Source organism: Mesorhizobium waitakense (assembly GCF_056431085.1).
Genome location: NZ_JBWKME010000103.1, coordinates 33,772 through 51,673, shown reverse-complemented (window position 1 = coordinate 51,673; position 17,902 = coordinate 33,772). Strand labels below are relative to the sequence as shown.

Sequence of the window (17,902 nt, the reverse complement as noted above, 5' to 3'; positions counted from 1 at the left end):
CGTATCGCCATGCGAGCTGACAAAACCGACCAGAGCTTCGCAGCCTTCATCAATCTTGCTGCTGCCGTCATAAACTCACGATGAATCTCAACAAGCCTTAGCGCGATTCCTAACAGTCAGGGCTTGCCAGGCGAATTTTGTAAGTGAACTTCCTATTGCCAGATGTCGCTTCGACCAGGGCCGGCCGCTTCGAGGGCGCGTCTAGGACAGCGGCGGCGGGAACGGCGCGCTGGCGGTGGGGCTATAAGAAGCCTGCCCAGTCAAATATCATTGCTTTTCGGCGCCGTCGTCATACTCTCGAACTATGAGGGATCTTCCGAAGGACGTTGACGTCGACGCCGTGATTGCACTCGGGCAATACCTCGACGATCACAGCAAGACCATTCCAGTGTCCGTTTCAGACACGATTAGAGTCGTTCGAAAGCGGGCCACAACGCGTCTCTCCGATTCCGACCTAGAGGAATTGATAGTTGAAAGCGCCGGGGCGCGGCACTTGGGCGTTCTGTTGGACACTCACGACAACTGAAAGACCGGCCCGCGCGGTCCTATTTCAGAAGACGGACGGTTGGCAGAGTGTAGCATGCTACACCTTCCTGCTTCGTGGGCTACGCTTTACGACCTCGACGACAATCGGTCGCCCCTGGGAACCGTTCCGTGTATTCGGCCGGAACGAATTGCTAGCATGTTTCTAGCGACGATCGCATCACCCGCTATAGTCGGGAAAATTGCGGCACGGCGATGCTGGTCGGCGCGACAGTGAATACGCAAAGGGCTTCATGGACGATCTGTCGCGCCGCCTCGCGAACCGACCAGAGATGGCCATAGGGCTTACCTAGACCGGCGTGAGCCATCTAGAGCCTACCGCGTACGGGTCAGTCAGGCAGGCCAGCCTTTCGGTATCCTCGATGAAATAATCGCGCGCGGCCTCGTCCCTGAAAGTATCGGCATCAGTCGGGCAACTTTGTGTCTGGCGGCATCGAACCACGCACGCTGTTCTGGCTCGAAAAGTACCGTCACCGATCATGTCGTGGCGAGAGCCGCCTGATCAAGACTGCGGAGATACAGCTCGATCACTAACCGCATTTCTTTGGCAGCCTGCGACTGCGGAGCTTGGCTTTTCGATGTGACCGTAAATGTCTTGAAAAGCTGCATCAGCGTGAAGGCGCAAACCGGCACCCTGGCCGGGACGACGGTTGGAAAAGCATGGCTGATCAACTGCGTGATGATGGCGAGGACACGATTAGTTTGGCTCTGCCGTTGCTCCCTTGTCACTCCGCCAGCCTCTGCAACGCTGATGGCGGCAGCATGGTCATTCTCAAGCTCCCGCATGCGATCCAAAGCGATGCCGGAAATGTCTGTCGCCGAAAGCTGCCCTGCCGTCTTCACAAGGCCCGCAAACGCGATTTCGAACCGTTCCGCGTATCGAACCACGATCGCATCCCCGACAGCTTCCTTCGTCGGAAAGAACCGATATAGCGAGCCGGGGGCTGTCTTCGACTGGCTCGCGATCTCCGACATCGTTGTCGCATCGAAGCCTCTGTTCCCGAAGAGCACTGTGGCGGCGTCAAGAATTGCTGAAACACGCTCGCGCCCGTTGCGTCGAACCGGTTCAGCGCCGATCAGCGGCACGCTCGATTTATGCGAGACCATCCTCTAATAACTCCTTGACTTATGCGAGACCATTCTCTAATAACTATGCGATAGCGTTCTCAAATAACACACGCGCGGCCGATGCTCAATCCGGCGGAATTTCAATTTGGTGGACGAGTACGAGTAGGCGCGCTCTGAACACGTCAGCTTACGCTGCGGCTATTTAGGAGATCACAATGGATGAAACACCGATCGCGCTCGTTACAGGCGCAAACAAGGGCCTCGGCAAAGAGGTTGTGCGGCAGCTCGGCAAACGCGGATTGCGCGTCTATCTAGGGTCCCGCAATTGGACGCGGGGCGAAGAGGCCGCCGGCGCACTTATTGCCGAGGGGCTGGACGTCGTTCCGGCACAGATCGACGTTACCAATGATGAAAGCGTCACGGCAGTCGTCCAAGAGCTTCAACTCCGGCATGGCCGGCTTGACGTTCTTGTGAACAACGCAGGCGTCTTGGTAGCCCGTCCGGCCTTCGAAATCACGCCTGCCGAGATGAAAGAGACCTACGACACCAACGTCTTCGCTGTGGTCCGGATGGTGCATGCGATGCTACCGCTCCTGCAGGCGTCGAAGCAGCCTCGCATCGTCAACATTGCCAGCACAACCGCATCTTTGACGCTGGCGAGCGATCCAACGACGATGTTCGGCCGAGAGGACACGATCGTCGCCTATGCATCATCCAAGGCCGCCGTCACAATGCTGACAGTCCAATACGCCAACACCTTTCGGCGCAGTGCGGCACACGCCCACATCAAGATCAACACTGCAACACCTGGATACATTGCGACTGACCTCAACAACTTCAACGGCAACCGAACGGTCGAAGAGGGTTCGCGGATCGTGGTTCATCTCGCTACTCTTCCAGACGAGGGACCTAGCGGCGGCTTCTTCAACGATGCCGGAGGCGTTCCTTGGTGAACCGTCGATCTCACTAGCCGATGATCGGCCCCCCTTGTGACGACCGATCCCGGCAGCGGACCTTCTGAAACGAGCGGGCGCTCGCATCAGGGGCGGCGGCCGAAAGGTGGTGAGTGACGATACGAAATCAGACGTCCCGGCTCTGGCACCGCGCCGCCTAGCGAGACACTCCCAAATCAACCGTTCCAATGAAGGAAGAGAATCGTGATGATGAACAGACGCAGTTTCTCGACGGCCCTGCTTGCTGGTGCGGCAGCTTCGTTGATCTCCACGCGCGGCACGATCGCAAACGCCGCTCCGGAAAGGGCGCGTAACGTCGCGCTCGTGCACGGACTTTTCGCCGACGGCTCCTGCTGGTCCGAAGTGATTGCGCGCTTGCAGGCGGCGGGGCTCAACGTCACGTCCGTGCAAAACCCCTTGACCACGCTGCCCGAGGCAGTGGCTTCGGCCGAGCGCGTGCTGTCGCGACAGGACGGCCCAACGGTTCTGGTCGGTCACTCCTTCTCCGGGATGATCGTCACCGAGGCGGGGGTGCATCCAAATGTGTCGGCTCTTGTCTATGTGGCGGCGCGCGCGCCGGATGCGGGCGAGGATTATACAGCTCTGGCGAAGAGGTTTCCGACACCGCCCGCATCTGCGGGGATCGTCTTCGACGGCGATGAAGGACGTCTTTCCGAAGAAGCCTTCCTGCGTGACTTCGCCGGCGATCTGCCGGAAGCGAAGGCGAAGGTTCTCTATGCGGTTCAGGAGCCGTTCCACAAGGCTCTGCTGACGGGCAAGGCCACGCAGGCGGCGTGGCGGTCGAAGCCAAGTTTTTATGCCGTTTCGACAGAAGACCGGACGATCAATCCCGATCTCGAACGCTTCATGGCCAAGCGCATGGGCGCCAAGACCATCGAAGTGAAAGCGAGCCACCTGTCATTGATCTCTCAACCCGACGAGATCACCCGGCTGATCCTGGAAGCCGCAGGATAGCCCGCCTAGCAGGTGGGCGTCCTCGTGCACGAGCTGTTCGCCGATTTGTCGCGGCGACAGTCCGGACGACTGTCCCAAATTGGCGAATCCAAACGAAGAAGGCATGTGCTATGGCCAGTCTATATTCAACAAAAGTCAGCGCGAGCGGAGGCCGTCACGGTTTGATCCGCAGCGAGGACGGTCTGCTCGACCTCAAGCTCGCACTGCCCCGGGCCCTTGGCGGAAGGGGCGATGCGGCCAATCCCGAACAACTCTTTGCCGGCGTTTATGCAGCCTGCTTTGAGAGCGCACTCCTTCATGTGAGCCGGGATGCCGGCCACCGCTTCGCCGATGACGATATCGACGTCGGCGCCAGGATCGACCTTAGTCGAAATGAAACAGGAGGCTTCGTGTTGGCCGCCGCACTTGCCGTAGGCATTGCTGGCATCGACCGACAGACCGCTGAACAGCTGGTCCAGAGTGCTCATGCCATCTGCCCGTACTCGAATGCCATCCGGGGCAATGTCGATGTGGCGATCTTCGTCTCGGTCCGGTGAGCCCGACCGATCGATTTTCAGGCGAGTTTCTGGGAAGACGCCACGAGAACACGAGAGGTCAGAAATGAGGAACTATAGCGCACAAAAGACACGCGGAACCTCTGCCTGCAACAGCTCGCCACTTACCGAAGTCATGCTGACGCCCGCGGTGTTCAGATCGGCCTGGTCCGGTGTCCACTCTGCGAACGGAACGACGGTCACAGGTTGGCCCATCCATTGGTGCCAAAGCGTGGCCGGCGCGGCGAAGCGCTTCACGGATAAAGAGATCGAATTGATCACGGACTTCGCGGCGCAAGCTGCGATTGCCTTGGAGATTACCCGTCGCGAACGGCAGTTTCGCGAGATGCAGGTGGAACTGGCCCACGCCAATCGCGTCGCTACAATGGGACAGCTCACGGCCTCGATCGCGCATGAGGTCAACCAGCCCATCGCCGCGGCGGTCATCCAAGCGCAGGCGGCCTTGCGCTGGCTCCGGACCGACCCGCCCAATCTGGACGAGGTACAGGAGGCCCTTGATGAAATCGTCAAAAGCGGCAACCGGGCCGGCGACGTCATCCAGCGGATCCGGGCCCTCATCAAGAAGACGCCGCCGCGGCAGGACAGATTGGACATCAATGAGGTAATCCGCGAGGTGATGGAGCTTGCCCGCGGCGAAGCTGTGAAGACCGGCGTCTCGGTGCAGGCTGAACTCGCACAGCGCCTGCCGCTCGTTCAAGGCGATTGGGTGCAACTGCAACAGGTGATCCTCAATTTGATCGTCAACGCAATCGAAGCGCTGAGTGGCGTCGATGCGGGGGCGCGAGAACTGCTGATCAGGACCGCGAAAGCCAAGCCAGATGCCGTCCTGGTTGCAGTGCAGGATCGAGGCCCGGGGCTCGACCAGGCAGATCCCGAGCGCCTGTTTGAGGCCTTCTACACGACGAAGCCCAGCGGTCTCGGCATGGGCCTGTCAATCTGCCGCGCGATCGTCGAAGCTCACGGCGGGCGGCTCTGGGCTACCGCCAACGAACCTCGCGGTGCCGTCTTTCAGTTAACGCTGCCTTCAAAACCGGACGAGGCCGTCGCCACCGGGTCGACCGGCCAAATGCCAGTGGTGTGAGGGGGCAGGCCCCGGAGAGTGAACATGGATCCATTTTGTCATCGGAGCAGACCTGTTCAAAGACGCGCTGGCATTGGGCCAAGTCTTCAGGTCCAAGAAAATCACTCTGCAACATCTCAGCGCCCTGACGGAAGCGGTATCTAGCTCCCGTTCACACGCTCGGCGATGGCGAACGCTTGTAGGTTCTTTGCCTTGCCTTGATCCTCGTCCGCATGCGCAATAATCGAGAAAAATGCCGCCCTGGCGATATCCTTCTTCGAAGCCTTGGGGTGCTCTTTCCGAGCCGCCTTGACCAATTGCTTCGGTGACATGTCTGGCGTGACGATCCGCATGAGGGTATCGCCTATCTCCTGCATCTCTTCCGCGTCCATGATCGGAACTCCCAACTAAGCCCACCAGACGGGAACATATCAGCACGGCTAAGACGCTGCCACCAACTTGCTGGCGGGCAAGACCTAAAAAGAAGCCCGGACAGGCGCGCCGGGCTAGGGAGGTCTTGGGAACCACCGAATTGAGGGGATCGGTTCATTCGGCGTTCCTAATCTGCCTTGCCATTATGACGACCAGATGAAGCCTTGGAGCCGCGCGGTAGGAATGTGCCCGAAGCGCGTTCGATATCTGCATGCGCTGGCGGTTCAGCATCAACCGAACCCGATGAAGCATCATCACACTCTGCTCCTCGGGCGACTTCACCGGCACGAAGTGCATGGTCGGCCGGGTTACCGCCTCGGCAGATGGCCTCTGCATCGGCCGCATCGTTTTCTGCCCCTTCAAATAGGGCCTCACGTACGGCGCCGGAAGCAGCCGCACATCATGGCCTCGGGCAATGAGCTCTCTCGCCCAATAGTGCGAGGAGCTGCAGGCTTCGATCCGACGAGACATCGGGGCAGATTCTCACCAAGGACCCGCCCACGGGTCAGCTTCCTTCGGATGACCACCGCGCCCACAGAATCCACCCGTGCACTTGAAACACGGACTTCGCGATATCCAGACCAATCGTCGTAACATTGCCCATATCAGTTCTCCTCCAGCTCTAAGCCCACGACTATAGCCGCAAGGCGGAGGAGAGCCGTCCACCGCATCGATAGCGGACGTTTTGCATGGGAGGCTTGAAGTCTCGACCTGACCGGTAGTGTTGAAAAAGTCCGACGGGTTGTGAAGCAGGCGCCGGCGCCAGAATCTCATTTCCGGACGAGGGTTTTTTCCGCAATCACCATTCGCAATCGGACTCCTCGCGAAAACGATATTCTAGTCTAGCGTTGCCGTTGGGCTAGTCGGCGACTTTTCAACACTTTCGACCCAACGCAGACGTTCGGACGGCTCAGCTCGACGTGGCTTGTGACGGCCCCAAAGGTGACATTGCTACTCGCATAAGAGGACGACCCTGCTTCCTATTTGCGATATAATGCCCGGCAAAACCTCCACCGCCTGGGAGAAGGCACTGTGGATATTGGGGCATGGCTGGCAAACCTCGGCCTGGGCGTGTACGCAGCGGTCTTCCGCGACAACGACGTTGACCTCGAGGTTCTTTCCAAACTGACCGCCGAGGACCTGACCGCGCTCGGGGTCACGTCGATCGGCCATCGGCGCAAGTTGCTCAGCGGCATTGCGTCCCTCGTTGAGAGTACAACCCCGCCCCGGACGGCCGCGCCACCGCCAGCGGCCTCAGATGCCCGCGCAGAGCGGCGGCAACTCACCGTGATGTTCGTGGACCTCGTCGGCTCGACCGAGCTGTCGCAGCGGCTCGACCCGGAGGACACACGCGAAGTCATCCTCGCTTACCAGCAGGCGGTGTCGCGCGAGATCGGCCGCTACGAGGGGCGGGTTGCCAAGCTGATGGGCGACGGGGTGCTTGCCTATTTCGGCTGGCCGCAAGCGCACGAGGATGATGCCGAGCGGGCCGTGCGCGCCGGTCTCGCCGCTGCGTCCGCGACCGCCCGGCTGGCTGCGCCCGGCGGAACGCCGCTTGCCGCGCGTGTCGGCATCGCCACTGGACTGGTTGTCGTCGGAGACCTGATCGGAGAAGGTGCGGCGCAAGAGGAAGCGGTCGTCGGCGAAACGCCCAACCTTGCAGCCCGGCTGCAGGCCCTCGCCGAGCCGGGCACTGTGGTTATCGCCGAGGTTACGCAAAGGCTGGTCGCGGGCCTGTTCACGGCCACCGATCTCGGCGAGCGCGCGGTCAAAGGGTTCGTCGCTCCGGTGCGGTGCTGGCGCGTCGTCGGCGAGACGGCCGCCGAGAGCCGTTTCGAAGCGCGGCACGCTATGCTGGCACCGCTCGTCGGCCGGCAGGCAGAGTTCGCCTTCCTGCTCGAACGGTGGCATCGCGCAACATCGGGACAGGGACGGGTCGTGCTGCTCAGCGGCGAGGCCGGCATCGGCAAGTCTCGCCTGTTGGCGGCGCTTGCAGTGCAGGTCGCCGCAGGGCCGCATGCGGAGCTGCGCTATTTCTGCTCCGCCTACCACACCAACAGCGCGCTCCATCCCCTCATAGCGCATCTGGAACGGGCGGCGGGATTCGTGGGCGACGACAACGCCGACACGCGGCTCGACAAACTCAGGGCGCTGCTTGGCGGGACCGGGGTGGAGACGGGCGAGACGCTGTCGCTGCTGGCAGCACTGCTGTCAATCGATGCAGGCGGTCGCTATCAGCCGCCGAGGCTGCCGGCACCGGCGCTCAGGGCACGCACGCTCGCTACCTTGACCCGGCTGGTCGAGGCGCCGGCAGCGAATGCACCGGTGCTCGTACTGGTCGAGGACGCGCACTGGATCGACCCCACGACGGCCGAATGGCTGGAAACACTGGCGGCGCAGCTTGCGGACCTGCCAGTCCTGCTGGTGGTCACGGCGCGGCCGGAATTCGAGCCGCGCTGGCTGGCGCTGTCGCATGTCGACGCGCTGCGGTTGGGGCGGCTCGAACCGAGCGATGGCACGGCGATTATGGAGCGGGTGGCGGGTGGCAAGAAGCTGCCGCGCGACATCGCGGACCGCATCCTTGCCAACACGGAAGGGGTGCCGCTGTTCGTCGAGGAGCTGACGAGGACCGTGCTCGATTCCGGCCTGCTGGTCGAGGCGGGCGATCGCTATCTGTTGATCGGGCCGCTGCCGGCGATCGCAATCCCGTCGACGCTGCAGGACTCGCTGATGGCGAGGCTCGACCGGCTGTCGCAGGTGAAGGAGACGGCGCAGATCGGCGCCTGCATTGGTCGCGCCTTCCGCCACCGGCTGCTCGCCGCGGTGAGCGGCGCAGGCCGAGACCAGCTCGACGACGAACTCCACCAGCTCGAAAAGGCTGAGTTGGTGTTCCGCAGCGGCGCCGCGCCGGAGTCCAGCTATACGTTCAAGCACGCGCTGGTGCGCGATACTGCCTACCAGAGCCTGCTGAAAAGCCGGCGCCAGCAGATCCACGGGAGGATCGCGGCCGCGCTCGAAGCCGAGTTTGCCGAAATCGCCGAGGCCGAGCCGGAGACCGTCGCACAGCACTACACGCTCGCGGGTCTCCCTGCCGAGGCCGTGCCGTGGTGGCTGAAAGCGGGGCAGAGGGCGATGACACGGTCCGCCAACCGCGAGGCCGCGGCGCACTTCGCCAAAGGGCTCGAGCTCGCCGCATCGTTGCCCGCTTCCGAGACCCGGCTCAGGCAGGAGGTTGCACTGTGGACGGCAATGGGCGCGGCCCTCGTCCCCGCCAAAGGCTGGGCCGATCCGGAGGCCCTGCAGGCATTTTCGACGGCGCGGGAACTTGCGGCGCGGCTCGGGGACAAGGCCCAGCTGTTCGCTGCGGTGCGCGGTGAGAGCGGCTGCCGTACCATCTCGGGCGACCTGCGGGCCGCCGAGGAGCTAGCGATGCAGTGCAAGACGCTCGGCTTGGAGCTCGCAAACAAATCCGGTGATTCCGGCTACCTGCTGGAAGCGCACCACCAGCTTTGGGGCGTCAACTTCTATCTCGGCGACTACGAGGCTGCCGAGTCGTTTGCCAGCTACGGCCTGGAAACCTACGACTACGAACGGCATCGCCACCTTGCGTGGGGCTATACCGGGCACGATCCCGGCGTCTGCTGCAGGTCGTTCTGTGCACAGATGCTCTGCATACGCGGCAAGCCGGACAGAGCGATCCTTCAGGCGCGAGAAGCCGTCGCCCTGGCCCAGCGCGACTCGCACCCCTTGAGCCTAGCCCAGGCGCAGATGGCCCTCAGCGTCGTCCACCTGATGCGGCGCGAGCCCGGCGAGGCGCGGCGCTGGGCGGAGAAGGCCGTTGCGGTGTGTACCGAGTTCGCCCTTCCGCTGCTGCTTGGGCAGGCTCGCGTCTTCTTCGGCTGGGCGCTGGCCGGCCTTGGCTCGCTGGACGATGGCATTCGCGAGATGCGGGAGGGGATTGCGGCTATCGCCGGGACCGGCGCCGACATGGGGATGGCCTCCTATCTTTGCGCGCTGGCTCGCGCCTGCGGCGAGCGCGGCGAGGCAAGCGAAGGGCTTGCGCTCCTGGAGCACGCGTTCGAGACGCTCGCCAAATCGGACTCGACGTATCAGCTGCCCGAGCTGTTGAGCGCTAAGGGAGAGCTGCTGTCGCGCTTGAACCCATTCGATGGGGCTGTCGAAGACTCCTTTCGGCAAGCGATGGCAGCCGCCCGCGAGCAAGGTGCGGGGTTGGCCGAGCTGAGGGCGGCGCTTCGCCTCGCCCGACTTTGGCTCGGCCGGGGGCGCGACGAACAGGCGCGAGAACTGCTCGTACCCGCCTATGCGGTATTCAGCGAAGGCTTCGACACGCCCGACCTGGCGGACGCCAAAGCCCTGCTACAACGGCTGTCCCAAGGGGCAGCGGCGGCGCCGTAGGGAAAGGTGGAGGAGCACAATGTTCAAGCAAATGTGGATCGGCCTGTTGGCGGGCGTTGCACTGCTTCCGCCTAGCGGATCGGCCGCCGCGACCGAACTCACGATTCTGTGGGCAGAATGGGATCCCGCCAACTATCTGCAAGAGCTCGCCAACGAGTACGAGAAGGAGACCGGCGTCGAGGTAACTATTGAAACGACGGCCTGGCCAGGGTTCGAAACCAAGGCTTTTACCGAGTTTAATGCTAGGGGCGACGCTTATGACATGGTCGTCGGCGACTCACAGTGGCTCGGCGCGGGGTCGACCGGCGGTCACTATGTCGAACTCACCGATTTCTTCGCCAAGCACGACGTAGCCAAGCTGATGGCCCCTGCGACGGTGAAATTCTACGCCGAATATCCCGGCAACAGCGGCAAGTACTGGGCGATCCCGCTCGAAGGCGACGCCATCGGCTGGTCCTACCGCAAAGACTGGTTCGAAAACCCGAAGGAAATGGCAGCGTTCAAGGCCAAGTACGGTTATGACCTCGGCGTGCCGAAGGATTTCAAGGCGCTCCGCGACATCGCTGAATTCTTCTATCGGCCGGACCAGAAGCGCTACGGCATCGCGATCTACACCGACAATTCCCACGACGGGTTGGCAGGGGGCTTCGAAAGCCTGCTCTTCGCCTACGGCGGCGAGCTCGGTGACTATGCGACTTACAAGGTCGACGGCTTCATCAACTCCGACAAGGCGATCGCCGCCCTCGACGCCTACAAAGAACTCTACAAGTTCACGCCGCCGGGTTGGGCCAATTCCAACTTCGCAGAGGAGAACCAGGCGATCACCGAGAACCTGGCCGCGATGAGCATGAACTTCTTCGCGTTCTTCCCATCGCTGATCAACGAGGCGACCAACCCGAACGCCAAGAACACCGGATTCTTTGCCAATCCGCCGGGCCCGAACGGCGATCAGTTCGCCGCGCTCGGCGGGCAGGGCATCTCGATCGTCTCCTATTCGCAGAAGCGGGCCGAATCCCTGAAGTTCCTGGAATGGTTCATCAAGGACGAGACCCAGAAGAAATGGGCCGCACTCGGCGGCTACACCTGCAGCGCAGCCGTGCTCAAGTCGGACGAGTTCCAGAACGCCACGCCATACAACAAGGCCTTTTACGAGACCATGTTCAAGGTCAAGGACTTCTGGGCGGTTCCCGAGAATGCCGAGCTGCTACAGCAGTTCAACCAGCGCGTCTATCCTTACGTGACCGGCAATGCCGGCACGGCCAAGGAGACGCTCGATGCGCTGGCTGCCGATTGGAACGCGACCTTCAAGAAATACGACCGCCAGTAGCACGTAGGCTGCCGGACCGAACTTCGACGGCAGCCGGACGCCGGCCTGGTCCGGCCGCCGCACCGCCGCGAACCTGCGCATCCGTAAGAGAGCCAGGCAGTCTTCGAACTCGCGCGGAACGTCCGCATCGGAGCCGAGACTTAACATTCAGTCAAGACAAGGCGTTGGAAAGAGCCAGGGAATTGCCGAGGTTGAGGACGGTACGCTGGTCATCCGGGCCAAATTCAAGGCGAAAGCGGGCAAACACTTCATGATCCGCCGCGCAGTTTTGCTCGCCGTGCACCAGGCATTTCAGGAAAACGGCATTCACGCCGTCGCAAAGCCACTGACATCTAATCCCGGAGCAGCCTGAGCATTCCGGATAGTCACGGCTCCGACGTGCCGATGCTGATCACGTCGGGCGTGTCTGGACCTGACTGAGGTAGCCCGTGCATGCTGTATGCGTGGGGGCGAGGCCAGTCTGCCGACAGTCGGCCTTTGACCTACCGGGACCGCTGAGGATTTCTGACGCCCGCGACGCCTCCGAACTCCCTTTTTTTGGGCGCTTCACTCGATATCTCTCCTTGTCGCAAATCGTTCGGTTGGCGGCGCGCGCCGCGCGGCCGATGCAATGATACGCTCGCCTACAACGTCGGACCAACCGCTTTTCGTCACCGCAAGCGAGAGCGGCGCCAACAAGTTCCTCTAGGGGCGCAGGTGAGCACGAGGTCGGCGTGAAGTGGAAGGTGAAGCGCTGGTGGCGGTCGATCCAGGCCCGCACCTTGGGATGCTTGTGAGCGGCGTAGTTGTCAAGGACGACGTGGACGGCCTTGCCGGCCGGCACTTCAGCGTCGATGGTGTTGAGGAAGCGGATGAATTCTTGATGGCGGTGACGCTGCATGTTGCGTCCGATGACGGTGCCATCGAGAACGTTGAGCGCGGCAAAGAGCGTGGTGGTGCCGTGCCGCTTGTAGTCGTGGGTCATGGTACCCAGCCGTCCCCGCTTCATAGGCAGGCCAGGCCGGGTGCGGTCGAGCGCCTGGATCTGGCTCTTCTCGTCGACCGACAGCAACGATGGCATGGGCTGGCGGATCGACGTAGAGGCCGACGACGTCGCGCAGCTTGTCGACGAATTGCGGATCGTTGGAGAGCTTGAACTGCCGCCAGCGGTTTGGCTGCAGCCCGTGCGCCTTCCAGACGCGGCGCACCGCGCTGGCGCTGATGCCGGCCGCTTGCGCCATCATGTCGGCGGTCCAGTGCGTCGTCTCGCCCGGCGGATCGGCAAGCGTCAGCGCCACCACGCGCTCGGCCAACCTCGGGTCCGAGAGGCGGAATGCGCGAGGGCCGCGTCTTGTCGCGCAACAGCCCCTCGAAGCCTTCAGTGGCAAAGCGCTCCTGCCAGCGCCACACGCAGGTCTTCGATTTGCCGGTTTGCCGCATAATCTCGACGGTGCCATTGGCGCTCAGCAGGATGATCTCGGCGCGCCAGACATGCTTCTGCGGCGCATTGCGATCCCGAATGAGCGCCGCCAGTCGCTGGCGATCGGTTGGCGAAACGGTGAACGATATTCCTGTGCGCATGCAACAGACTCGCATGCGCACTCGTGAAAAGGAATCCCGCCCCGGCTCTTCTGTCACGCCCTGTCCGACGTCGATGCACATCGTGGCGAGCGCGAGCCTTGCCTTGCGTTCGCTGAGCCTCCAGCGCGGCCCTCCCGGCGATCCGCGCGCCGGCGTGGTCGGCGTCCTCGGCGATTACGGCGGCTGATGATCCTCGAACCAGAACGATGACTGGCGTCGCGAGATAGTTCCCACCGACGGCAAGGGAAAATGCGATGTCATGACGAGGCGGCCATTGTCCGAGCAAGCCTCCAGGAATGCCCACCGCGTCCGACGTGCCTGGTCAGGGTCTGCGTCGTACCGAAAATTCCAGTCGGGGTATATGCACTGCATCGGCCAATGCATGAGGTCGCCGGAAAACACGGCCTCCACTCCCTGCGATTTTATTCTGATGGCTACGTGCCCCGCAGTATGGCCGGGCGTCGGCTCCAGCCACACCTCGTCATCGAGCGCATGATCCATGTCGACGAGTACAGCTCGACCAGCCTCGACAATGGGCAACACGTTGTCTTCATAGGTCCGTTCGTCAGCATCGCCGGAGGCCGCCTGTGCGGCTTCAAACTCGCGCCGCGCCATAATGTAGCGAGCATTCGGAAATGTTGGGACCCAGCGCCCGTCGACCAGTCGTGTATTCCAGCCGCAATGGTCGACGTGAAGATGGGTGCACAGGACATAGTCAATCTGTTCGGGCGTCACGCCTGCATTCGTCAACTGCTCGAGAAAGGTGTCTTCGTTGCGGTTGTGCCAATGCGGAAGATACTTGAACGTCTTGTTGTTGCCGACGCAGCTATCGACGAGGATGACGTGGTGCCTGGTACGAACTAGATAACTTTGGATGGGAAGAATAAGTCGGCCGCTTGCCGGGGATATCGACCGAGGCGTGAGCCAGTGAAGATGCGGTTTGATTGCCTCGTCTGTGCAATCGGGGAACCATTCCGACGGCGTCTGCAGGGGGTCGCACATCTCCAGAATTCTGGTTACCCAGATATTCCCGATTCTCCAGTCATCCACTGATGCCATCCTCCTTCGATCGAGGACGGATAACTAGTGATTACATTTGCGGCCAGCTGGCGTCAGACATTTCTGCTCAGGAGAAGGAGGCGCTCGAGATGTGGCCGCGCTTGCGATCGGGTACCAAGCGTTAGATCTTAACCACTAGATCCGGAGCCCAGCAGGGAGAGGGACGCTACAGGCCGCGCTTGCTCGCCAGTGCGGTGCTGTGCCCGCCAATCCCAAGGCATCTCAAACGCGCCGACCCAGATCCCACGCTTTGCAGCCTGTGCCGTCGCTTGCTGTCCAGCATAGGCGCCGTGGCTGTATTTGGGCCAATCCAGCGCCATGCCGTGCTCGACCATCCAGCTGGCCACGCCGGCGCCATCAGCACGCGCGCAGTCGCCGACATAGCGGCCGTACCGGTCCCATGAGACGAACGTGCATGTAACCGGCTTGGAAATCGTCAGGAAGGTATCGAGGGCCGCCGCCGACTTCGCACCGCATTGGTAGCGAAAGCCCTTGGCGTCGTCACACTGCTGGGTGGACTCTGGCGCATCGATCCCGTTGAAGCGGATGCGCTGGCCGTGGATCTCGATCGTGTCGCCGTCAATGACGGATGCGACACCTGAGATCGGGCCTGGATTGTTCATTGATCCGAGAATGGGGATGCGTTCAATATCAGAATTGCTGGCGGTGATGTAGCCGACCGCGCCAACCAGGACGACCGCTGCCAATCGAAATTGCGGATCTCGAAAGACCGAACGTCTCGCCGGTCGGCGAACCTTCTTAGGTGGATATCTTGACCAAGCCATAGGCGTCCCCCCGAACACCGCAGCCCCATCATGCCTCGCTATCGGGAGGAAGTCGAATCTCCGCGCCGCCGGGCCATGAGTCCTCCTCCGGAATAGCGCAAATACGTATTTCGATGGGGTCTGGACTATAGGGATCCGGCGATCCCCCTTTCAGCCAGGTTCCAGCCTAGAACGGATTACGCCAACCGCGCTCACCATAGCGTCAGCGGTCTGGTCATCGAGCGCGATAAGCCTGTCGTATTTCAGTAGCGGTAGTAGTGCCTACGATGGTGATACCCGTGGTGGTAGTAGTGCCCGTAGTGATGGTATTGCCCGTAGTGGTGGTAGTAGTGCCCGTGGTGGTAGTAGGGCCTGTAGTGATGGTAGTACCCGTGGTGATAGTACCTGTGGTGATAATAATGCCTATGGTAGTAGTGCCTGTGGTAGTACACAGGGCGGTAATAGCCACCGCCGTAGTACGGATCAGCATAATACCCGCCGCCGTAGGCCCCGTCGTAGTAGCCACCACCGTAGTAGCCGTTGCTGATCACGGCTCCGGTGATAAGTCCTCCTGGAAAGAAGTCGTCATAGCCGCCGGACCCACGCCCATAGTAGCCGTGGCCATAGTGACCCCCGTGTCGCCCGTAGTGGCTACCTCCCCAAGAATTGTTGCGCCATCTGGCGCTCCGAATTTGGATGACATCGGGCTGTGCGCTTTGTACCTGAGGCACGAGAATCGGGGCGGCATCAACTGGAACGGTGCTCGTTAGCGCTAACGCTGATATCAAGGCGGCCGCTATGCTGGATAAGAACTTCATGATCAAGTCCTCTCGCTAATTGGGCACTATTTCTGGCTACCCACCAAACGTCGTTGATGCAAAATAGTTCCCAGGACTTGGATGAGCCCGCGCCAGTCTGCACGTCACAAGAAGCTGACACAAGAGGCGCCAGCCGAGCGGTCCATCAGGTCCGCCGCATATGCAAATTGCCTAAGGTACTCCAAAAGAACATGGTGTGATCACGTATCCTCTAGGCCACGAGCCTTACCTGCCAAGCGCGGCGGCCAGATCGGACGCGCGCGCAATGATTTCGCGGGCATTCTTTGTCAGCCGGCAGTTCTGCTCGATGAGTTCCTGAGCTTCTTTAATGCGGATGAGGCTTTGCCGCTCCCTCTCATCAAGGTGCTTAACCAGCTTTTCGGTGTCGTTGATCTTTTGCATGACGATGCCGCCTTCAACGCATTCCGCCTAGCGACAGAAACGCGCGAGGCTGGAAACTGTTCCCTGGAGCGCGCGGGGCGCTTCGGCGGTGTAAACCGCGGCGGCAGGAAACGCCCTATAGCCTTGCATTTGTTGGAACCATTTCAGCGGCCCCTAATTAAGTCGCCGGCGGCCGGTTCGGCTGCTGGCCAACGTTCGGCATGACCTTGGTCGGCCCGCGTCCGCTGCAAATGGGCGCGGGCACGCTTCCCGCGCGTCCTGGCAGCCTCCCAGTGTCCAGCCGATCAATAGCCATCGCCACCCGTTTCCTGACGCCTATCGCCGAGCATAGGGCCGCAAAGAAGCGGGGTTGACGGAAGATTAGCGACTTCTAAATATTCTCGCTTGCGGCAGGCGGTGCCCTCCATCGCCTGCCGAAGATCGGGTGTCCTTCCTGATCGGCCCGCGCTAGCCCGCAAGCGGCGCGGGCTTTCAGCGGGGGGAAAGAGATGACCGACAAGCCGGTGACAACCCGAGGAGATCACGCCGAAGGTGAAGCAGCGGTGAGTGAAGATAGTGAGAAGTGTAGCCCTTACCACCACCGTCATTGCATCGATAGCTGCCGCTATCGTGCTGACCTTTATGGCAGCTAAAAGATTTGAGCTACGGCGCCCAAATCCGATCGAGGCTCATATCGAGAGGAACATCTGAGGGGCAACGAGGCGCTACGCTAGCGCGCAAGCCGGCTCCCCGAAGGGAGTACTTGACGATCAGGCGGTCAAAGACGACGACGGCGGGAAACGGCGGTCAGGGCCGCATATGGGATCAGATCTTTGTCGCCAGGGAAGCGCGCCCTGGCGATTATTACGCCTTCGCCTTCCGCTTCGCCGCAGGCTTCTTGGCCGGGGCAGCCTTGCGACCAAGCCCGATCGCCTTTGCCAGCTCTGAGCGTTGCGCTGCGTAGTTTGGCGCGACCATCGGATAGTCGTGCGGTAAGCTCCATTTGGCCCTGTAGTCATCGGGAGTCATCCCCAGCATAGCCAAATGCCGCTTGAGCGATTTAAACTTCTTGCCGTCATCCAGGCAGATGATGAAATCCGGCGACACGGACTTCTTCGGATTGACTGCAGGGGTGAGCGCTGCCGCATATTCGATTGCTGGCTGGCCCACTTGAGACAATGCTAAGTTAACGGTGGCGATCAGCTCCGGCAGAGCAGTAACGGGCAACGGGTTGTTGCTCACATATGCCGAAACAATATCGGCAGTCAGTTCGATCAAGTCAGTTTCGTTTGACAAACGCGTTTCCTCCAAGGTTGTGGCCACTCCATATTGTGGATTGATTGGAAGGGCAATCGGTCGGTTACAGCGCCGCTTTTTGCGTCAGTTGAAGAGGCAATTGCCTAACCATTTCACGGTGAAGAAGAAGCGGCACTGGCGTCCCCGCTAGAGGCGGCCGGCACCGCGTCCCATATAGCGGCGCCAGTCCCGATGATAGACGCTATCCGTCGGTCGGGAAAATGCCGGGTTTTCTTTGCGCTCGCCGGCGGCAGCCTGACGCTTGGTCCTGGCTCCGAGTGCCCTGATGGGCGTTCTTCGATGCTGATGTGAGAATCCGCACCGCCGGCTCTGGCCGGCGGCTGTGGTAGGGAGGGACAGCGGCTTGGTCTCCGCTGCCCCGTTTTTTTGTCGAGGGTAGAAGCCCGCCAGCGCGCGTCAGTCGCCGGCCTTCCCATCACTCATCCGCTGGTCGCCTCGCTCGTCCTTGCCCGCCTCTGGCGGCACGGCAGCCGATGTCGCGAGTTCCTTATCCCTCAGCCTGGCGCATCGTTCGCAGCAGCGAGAATTGATGGCCATCGAGAGCCAACCGGCGGGCGCGTCTTGCGCACCACAGAGAGAGCGGGCGAGACCGACCCCATCGCGGCGAAAATAGTGAGGCGTCCCGTCGGCGCGCCTCGTTGCCCAGCCCTCGCTGAAACCCTTCTTTGGCGTCAT

16 protein-coding genes and 2 pseudogenes are annotated in these 17,902 nt (G+C 61.5%); 7 read left to right on the top strand and 11 right to left on the bottom strand.

What is annotated here, in order from left to right; genetic code table 11:
- Positions 1-1,020: 1,020 nt before the first annotated feature.
- Positions 1,021-1,650: a TetR/AcrR family transcriptional regulator gene (locus tag AC07FD_RS22670; protein WP_478351621.1), complete on the bottom strand. Its 630-nt coding sequence runs from the start codon at positions 1,648-1,650 to the stop codon at positions 1,021-1,023.
- Positions 1,651-1,826: 176 nt separating this feature from the next.
- On the opposite strand from AC07FD_RS22670, the gene AC07FD_RS22665 reads away from it, so the two are divergent.
- From AC07FD_RS22665 to AC07FD_RS22650, 4 genes are all read left to right on the top strand, one after another.
- On the top strand, positions 1,827-2,564 hold the full coding sequence (locus AC07FD_RS22665) for an SDR family oxidoreductase (RefSeq protein WP_478351620.1): 738 nt from the start codon (positions 1,827-1,829) through the stop codon (positions 2,562-2,564).
- Positions 2,565-2,768: 204 nt separating this feature from the next.
- Entirely contained in the window at positions 2,769-3,539 is a 771-nt protein-coding gene (locus tag AC07FD_RS22660; protein WP_478351619.1) for an alpha/beta fold hydrolase, read from the top strand.
- Between the two features lie 110 nt (positions 3,540-3,649).
- A complete protein-coding gene (locus AC07FD_RS22655; protein WP_478351618.1) occupies positions 3,650-4,075 on the top strand; it encodes an organic hydroperoxide resistance protein in 426 nt (141 codons plus the stop codon).
- A 229-nt stretch (positions 4,076-4,304) separates the two neighbouring features.
- A complete protein-coding gene (locus tag AC07FD_RS22650; RefSeq protein WP_478351617.1) occupies positions 4,305-5,174 on the top strand; it encodes a sensor histidine kinase in 870 nt (289 codons plus the stop codon).
- A 140-nt stretch (positions 5,175-5,314) separates the two neighbouring features.
- Here AC07FD_RS22650 and AC07FD_RS22645 read toward each other — a convergent pair whose 3' ends face one another.
- Positions 5,315-5,545, bottom strand: coding sequence for a hypothetical protein (locus AC07FD_RS22645; RefSeq protein ID WP_478351616.1), 231 nt, complete (start codon positions 5,543-5,545; stop codon positions 5,315-5,317).
- Between the two features lie 223 nt (positions 5,546-5,768).
- Positions 5,769-6,189, bottom strand: a pseudogene (locus AC07FD_RS22640) (IS110 family transposase); the annotation flags it as partial.
- A 428-nt stretch (positions 6,190-6,617) separates the two neighbouring features.
- Here AC07FD_RS22640 and AC07FD_RS22635 point away from each other — a divergent pair.
- Positions 6,618-10,001 (top strand): adenylate/guanylate cyclase domain-containing protein, encoded by a 3,384-nt coding sequence (locus AC07FD_RS22635; protein ID WP_478351615.1) that lies wholly within the window; start codon positions 6,618-6,620, stop codon positions 9,999-10,001.
- Positions 10,002-10,020: 19 nt separating this feature from the next.
- Positions 10,021-11,328 (top strand): ABC transporter substrate-binding protein, encoded by a 1,308-nt coding sequence (locus tag AC07FD_RS22630; protein ID WP_478351614.1) that lies wholly within the window; start codon positions 10,021-10,023, stop codon positions 11,326-11,328.
- Between the two features lie 151 nt (positions 11,329-11,479).
- Here AC07FD_RS22630 and AC07FD_RS22625 read toward each other — a convergent pair whose 3' ends face one another.
- Both AC07FD_RS22625 and AC07FD_RS22620 read right to left on the bottom strand, forming a co-directional pair.
- Positions 11,480-11,638, bottom strand: a complete 159-nt coding sequence (locus AC07FD_RS22625; RefSeq protein WP_478351613.1) for a hypothetical protein — start codon at positions 11,636-11,638, stop codon at positions 11,480-11,482.
- An 81-nt stretch (positions 11,639-11,719) separates the two neighbouring features.
- Positions 11,720-12,888, bottom strand: a pseudogene (locus AC07FD_RS22620) (IS630 family transposase).
- Between AC07FD_RS22620 and AC07FD_RS22615 the strand changes: the two are divergent.
- The gene (locus tag AC07FD_RS22615) at positions 12,827-13,075 is read left to right on the top strand and encodes a hypothetical protein (protein WP_478351624.1); all 249 of its coding nucleotides are present in this window, start codon (positions 12,827-12,829) and stop codon (positions 13,073-13,075) included. The pseudogene AC07FD_RS22620 and the gene AC07FD_RS22615 overlap by 62 nt on opposite strands.
- Here AC07FD_RS22615 and AC07FD_RS22610 read toward each other — a convergent pair.
- The 6 genes from AC07FD_RS22610 to AC07FD_RS22585 all read right to left on the bottom strand — a co-directional run bounded on the left by AC07FD_RS22610 (position 13,063) and on the right by AC07FD_RS22585 (position 17,902).
- On the bottom strand, positions 13,063-13,938 hold the full coding sequence (locus AC07FD_RS22610; RefSeq protein WP_478351612.1) for an MBL fold metallo-hydrolase: 876 nt from the start codon (positions 13,936-13,938) through the stop codon (positions 13,063-13,065). The genes AC07FD_RS22615 and AC07FD_RS22610 overlap by 13 nt on opposite strands.
- Positions 13,939-14,075: 137 nt before the next feature.
- Complete coding sequence (locus tag AC07FD_RS22605) at positions 14,076-14,654, bottom strand: thermonuclease family protein (RefSeq protein WP_478351611.1); 579 nt, start codon at positions 14,652-14,654, stop codon at positions 14,076-14,078.
- Between the two features lie 320 nt (positions 14,655-14,974).
- On the bottom strand, positions 14,975-15,529 hold the full coding sequence (locus tag AC07FD_RS22600) for a BA14K family protein (RefSeq protein ID WP_478351610.1): 555 nt from the start codon (positions 15,527-15,529) through the stop codon (positions 14,975-14,977).
- Positions 15,530-15,754: 225 nt separating this feature from the next.
- The gene (locus AC07FD_RS22595; protein ID WP_478351609.1) at positions 15,755-15,931 is read right to left on the bottom strand and encodes a hypothetical protein; all 177 of its coding nucleotides are present in this window, start codon (positions 15,929-15,931) and stop codon (positions 15,755-15,757) included.
- 843 nt (positions 15,932-16,774) lie between these two features.
- Positions 16,775-17,188, bottom strand: coding sequence for a Ros/MucR family transcriptional regulator (locus AC07FD_RS22590; protein ID WP_478351608.1), 414 nt, complete (start codon positions 17,186-17,188; stop codon positions 16,775-16,777).
- A gap of 435 nt (positions 17,189-17,623) precedes the next feature.
- A complete protein-coding gene (locus AC07FD_RS22585) occupies positions 17,624-17,902 on the bottom strand; it encodes a hypothetical protein (protein ID WP_478351607.1) in 279 nt (92 codons plus the stop codon).

Bases quoted from the DNA above. Each gene is read 5' to 3' on its own strand.
- AC07FD_RS22630 (WP_478351614.1), top strand. From the start codon at position 10,021: ATGTTCAAGCAAATGTGGATCGGCCTGTTGGCGGGCGTTGCACTGCTT.
- AC07FD_RS22615 (WP_478351624.1), top strand. From the start codon at position 12,827: ATGAGCGCCGCCAGTCGCTGGCGATCGGTTGGCGAAACGGTGAACGAT.
- AC07FD_RS22670 (WP_478351621.1), bottom strand. From the start codon at position 1,650: ATGGTCTCGCATAAATCGAGCGTGCCGCTGATCGGCGCTGAACCGGTT.
- AC07FD_RS22665 (WP_478351620.1), top strand. From the start codon at position 1,827: ATGGATGAAACACCGATCGCGCTCGTTACAGGCGCAAACAAGGGCCTC.
- AC07FD_RS22600 (WP_478351610.1), bottom strand. From the start codon at position 15,529: ATGAAGTTCTTATCCAGCATAGCGGCCGCCTTGATATCAGCGTTAGCG.
- AC07FD_RS22645 (WP_478351616.1), bottom strand. From the start codon at position 5,545: ATGGACGCGGAAGAGATGCAGGAGATAGGCGATACCCTCATGCGGATC.
- AC07FD_RS22595 (WP_478351609.1), bottom strand. From the start codon at position 15,931: ATGCAAAAGATCAACGACACCGAAAAGCTGGTTAAGCACCTTGATGAG.
- AC07FD_RS22655 (WP_478351618.1), top strand. From the start codon at position 3,650: ATGGCCAGTCTATATTCAACAAAAGTCAGCGCGAGCGGAGGCCGTCAC.
- AC07FD_RS22585 (WP_478351607.1), bottom strand. From the start codon at position 17,902: ATGACGCCAAAGAAGGGTTTCAGCGAGGGCTGGGCAACGAGGCGCGCC.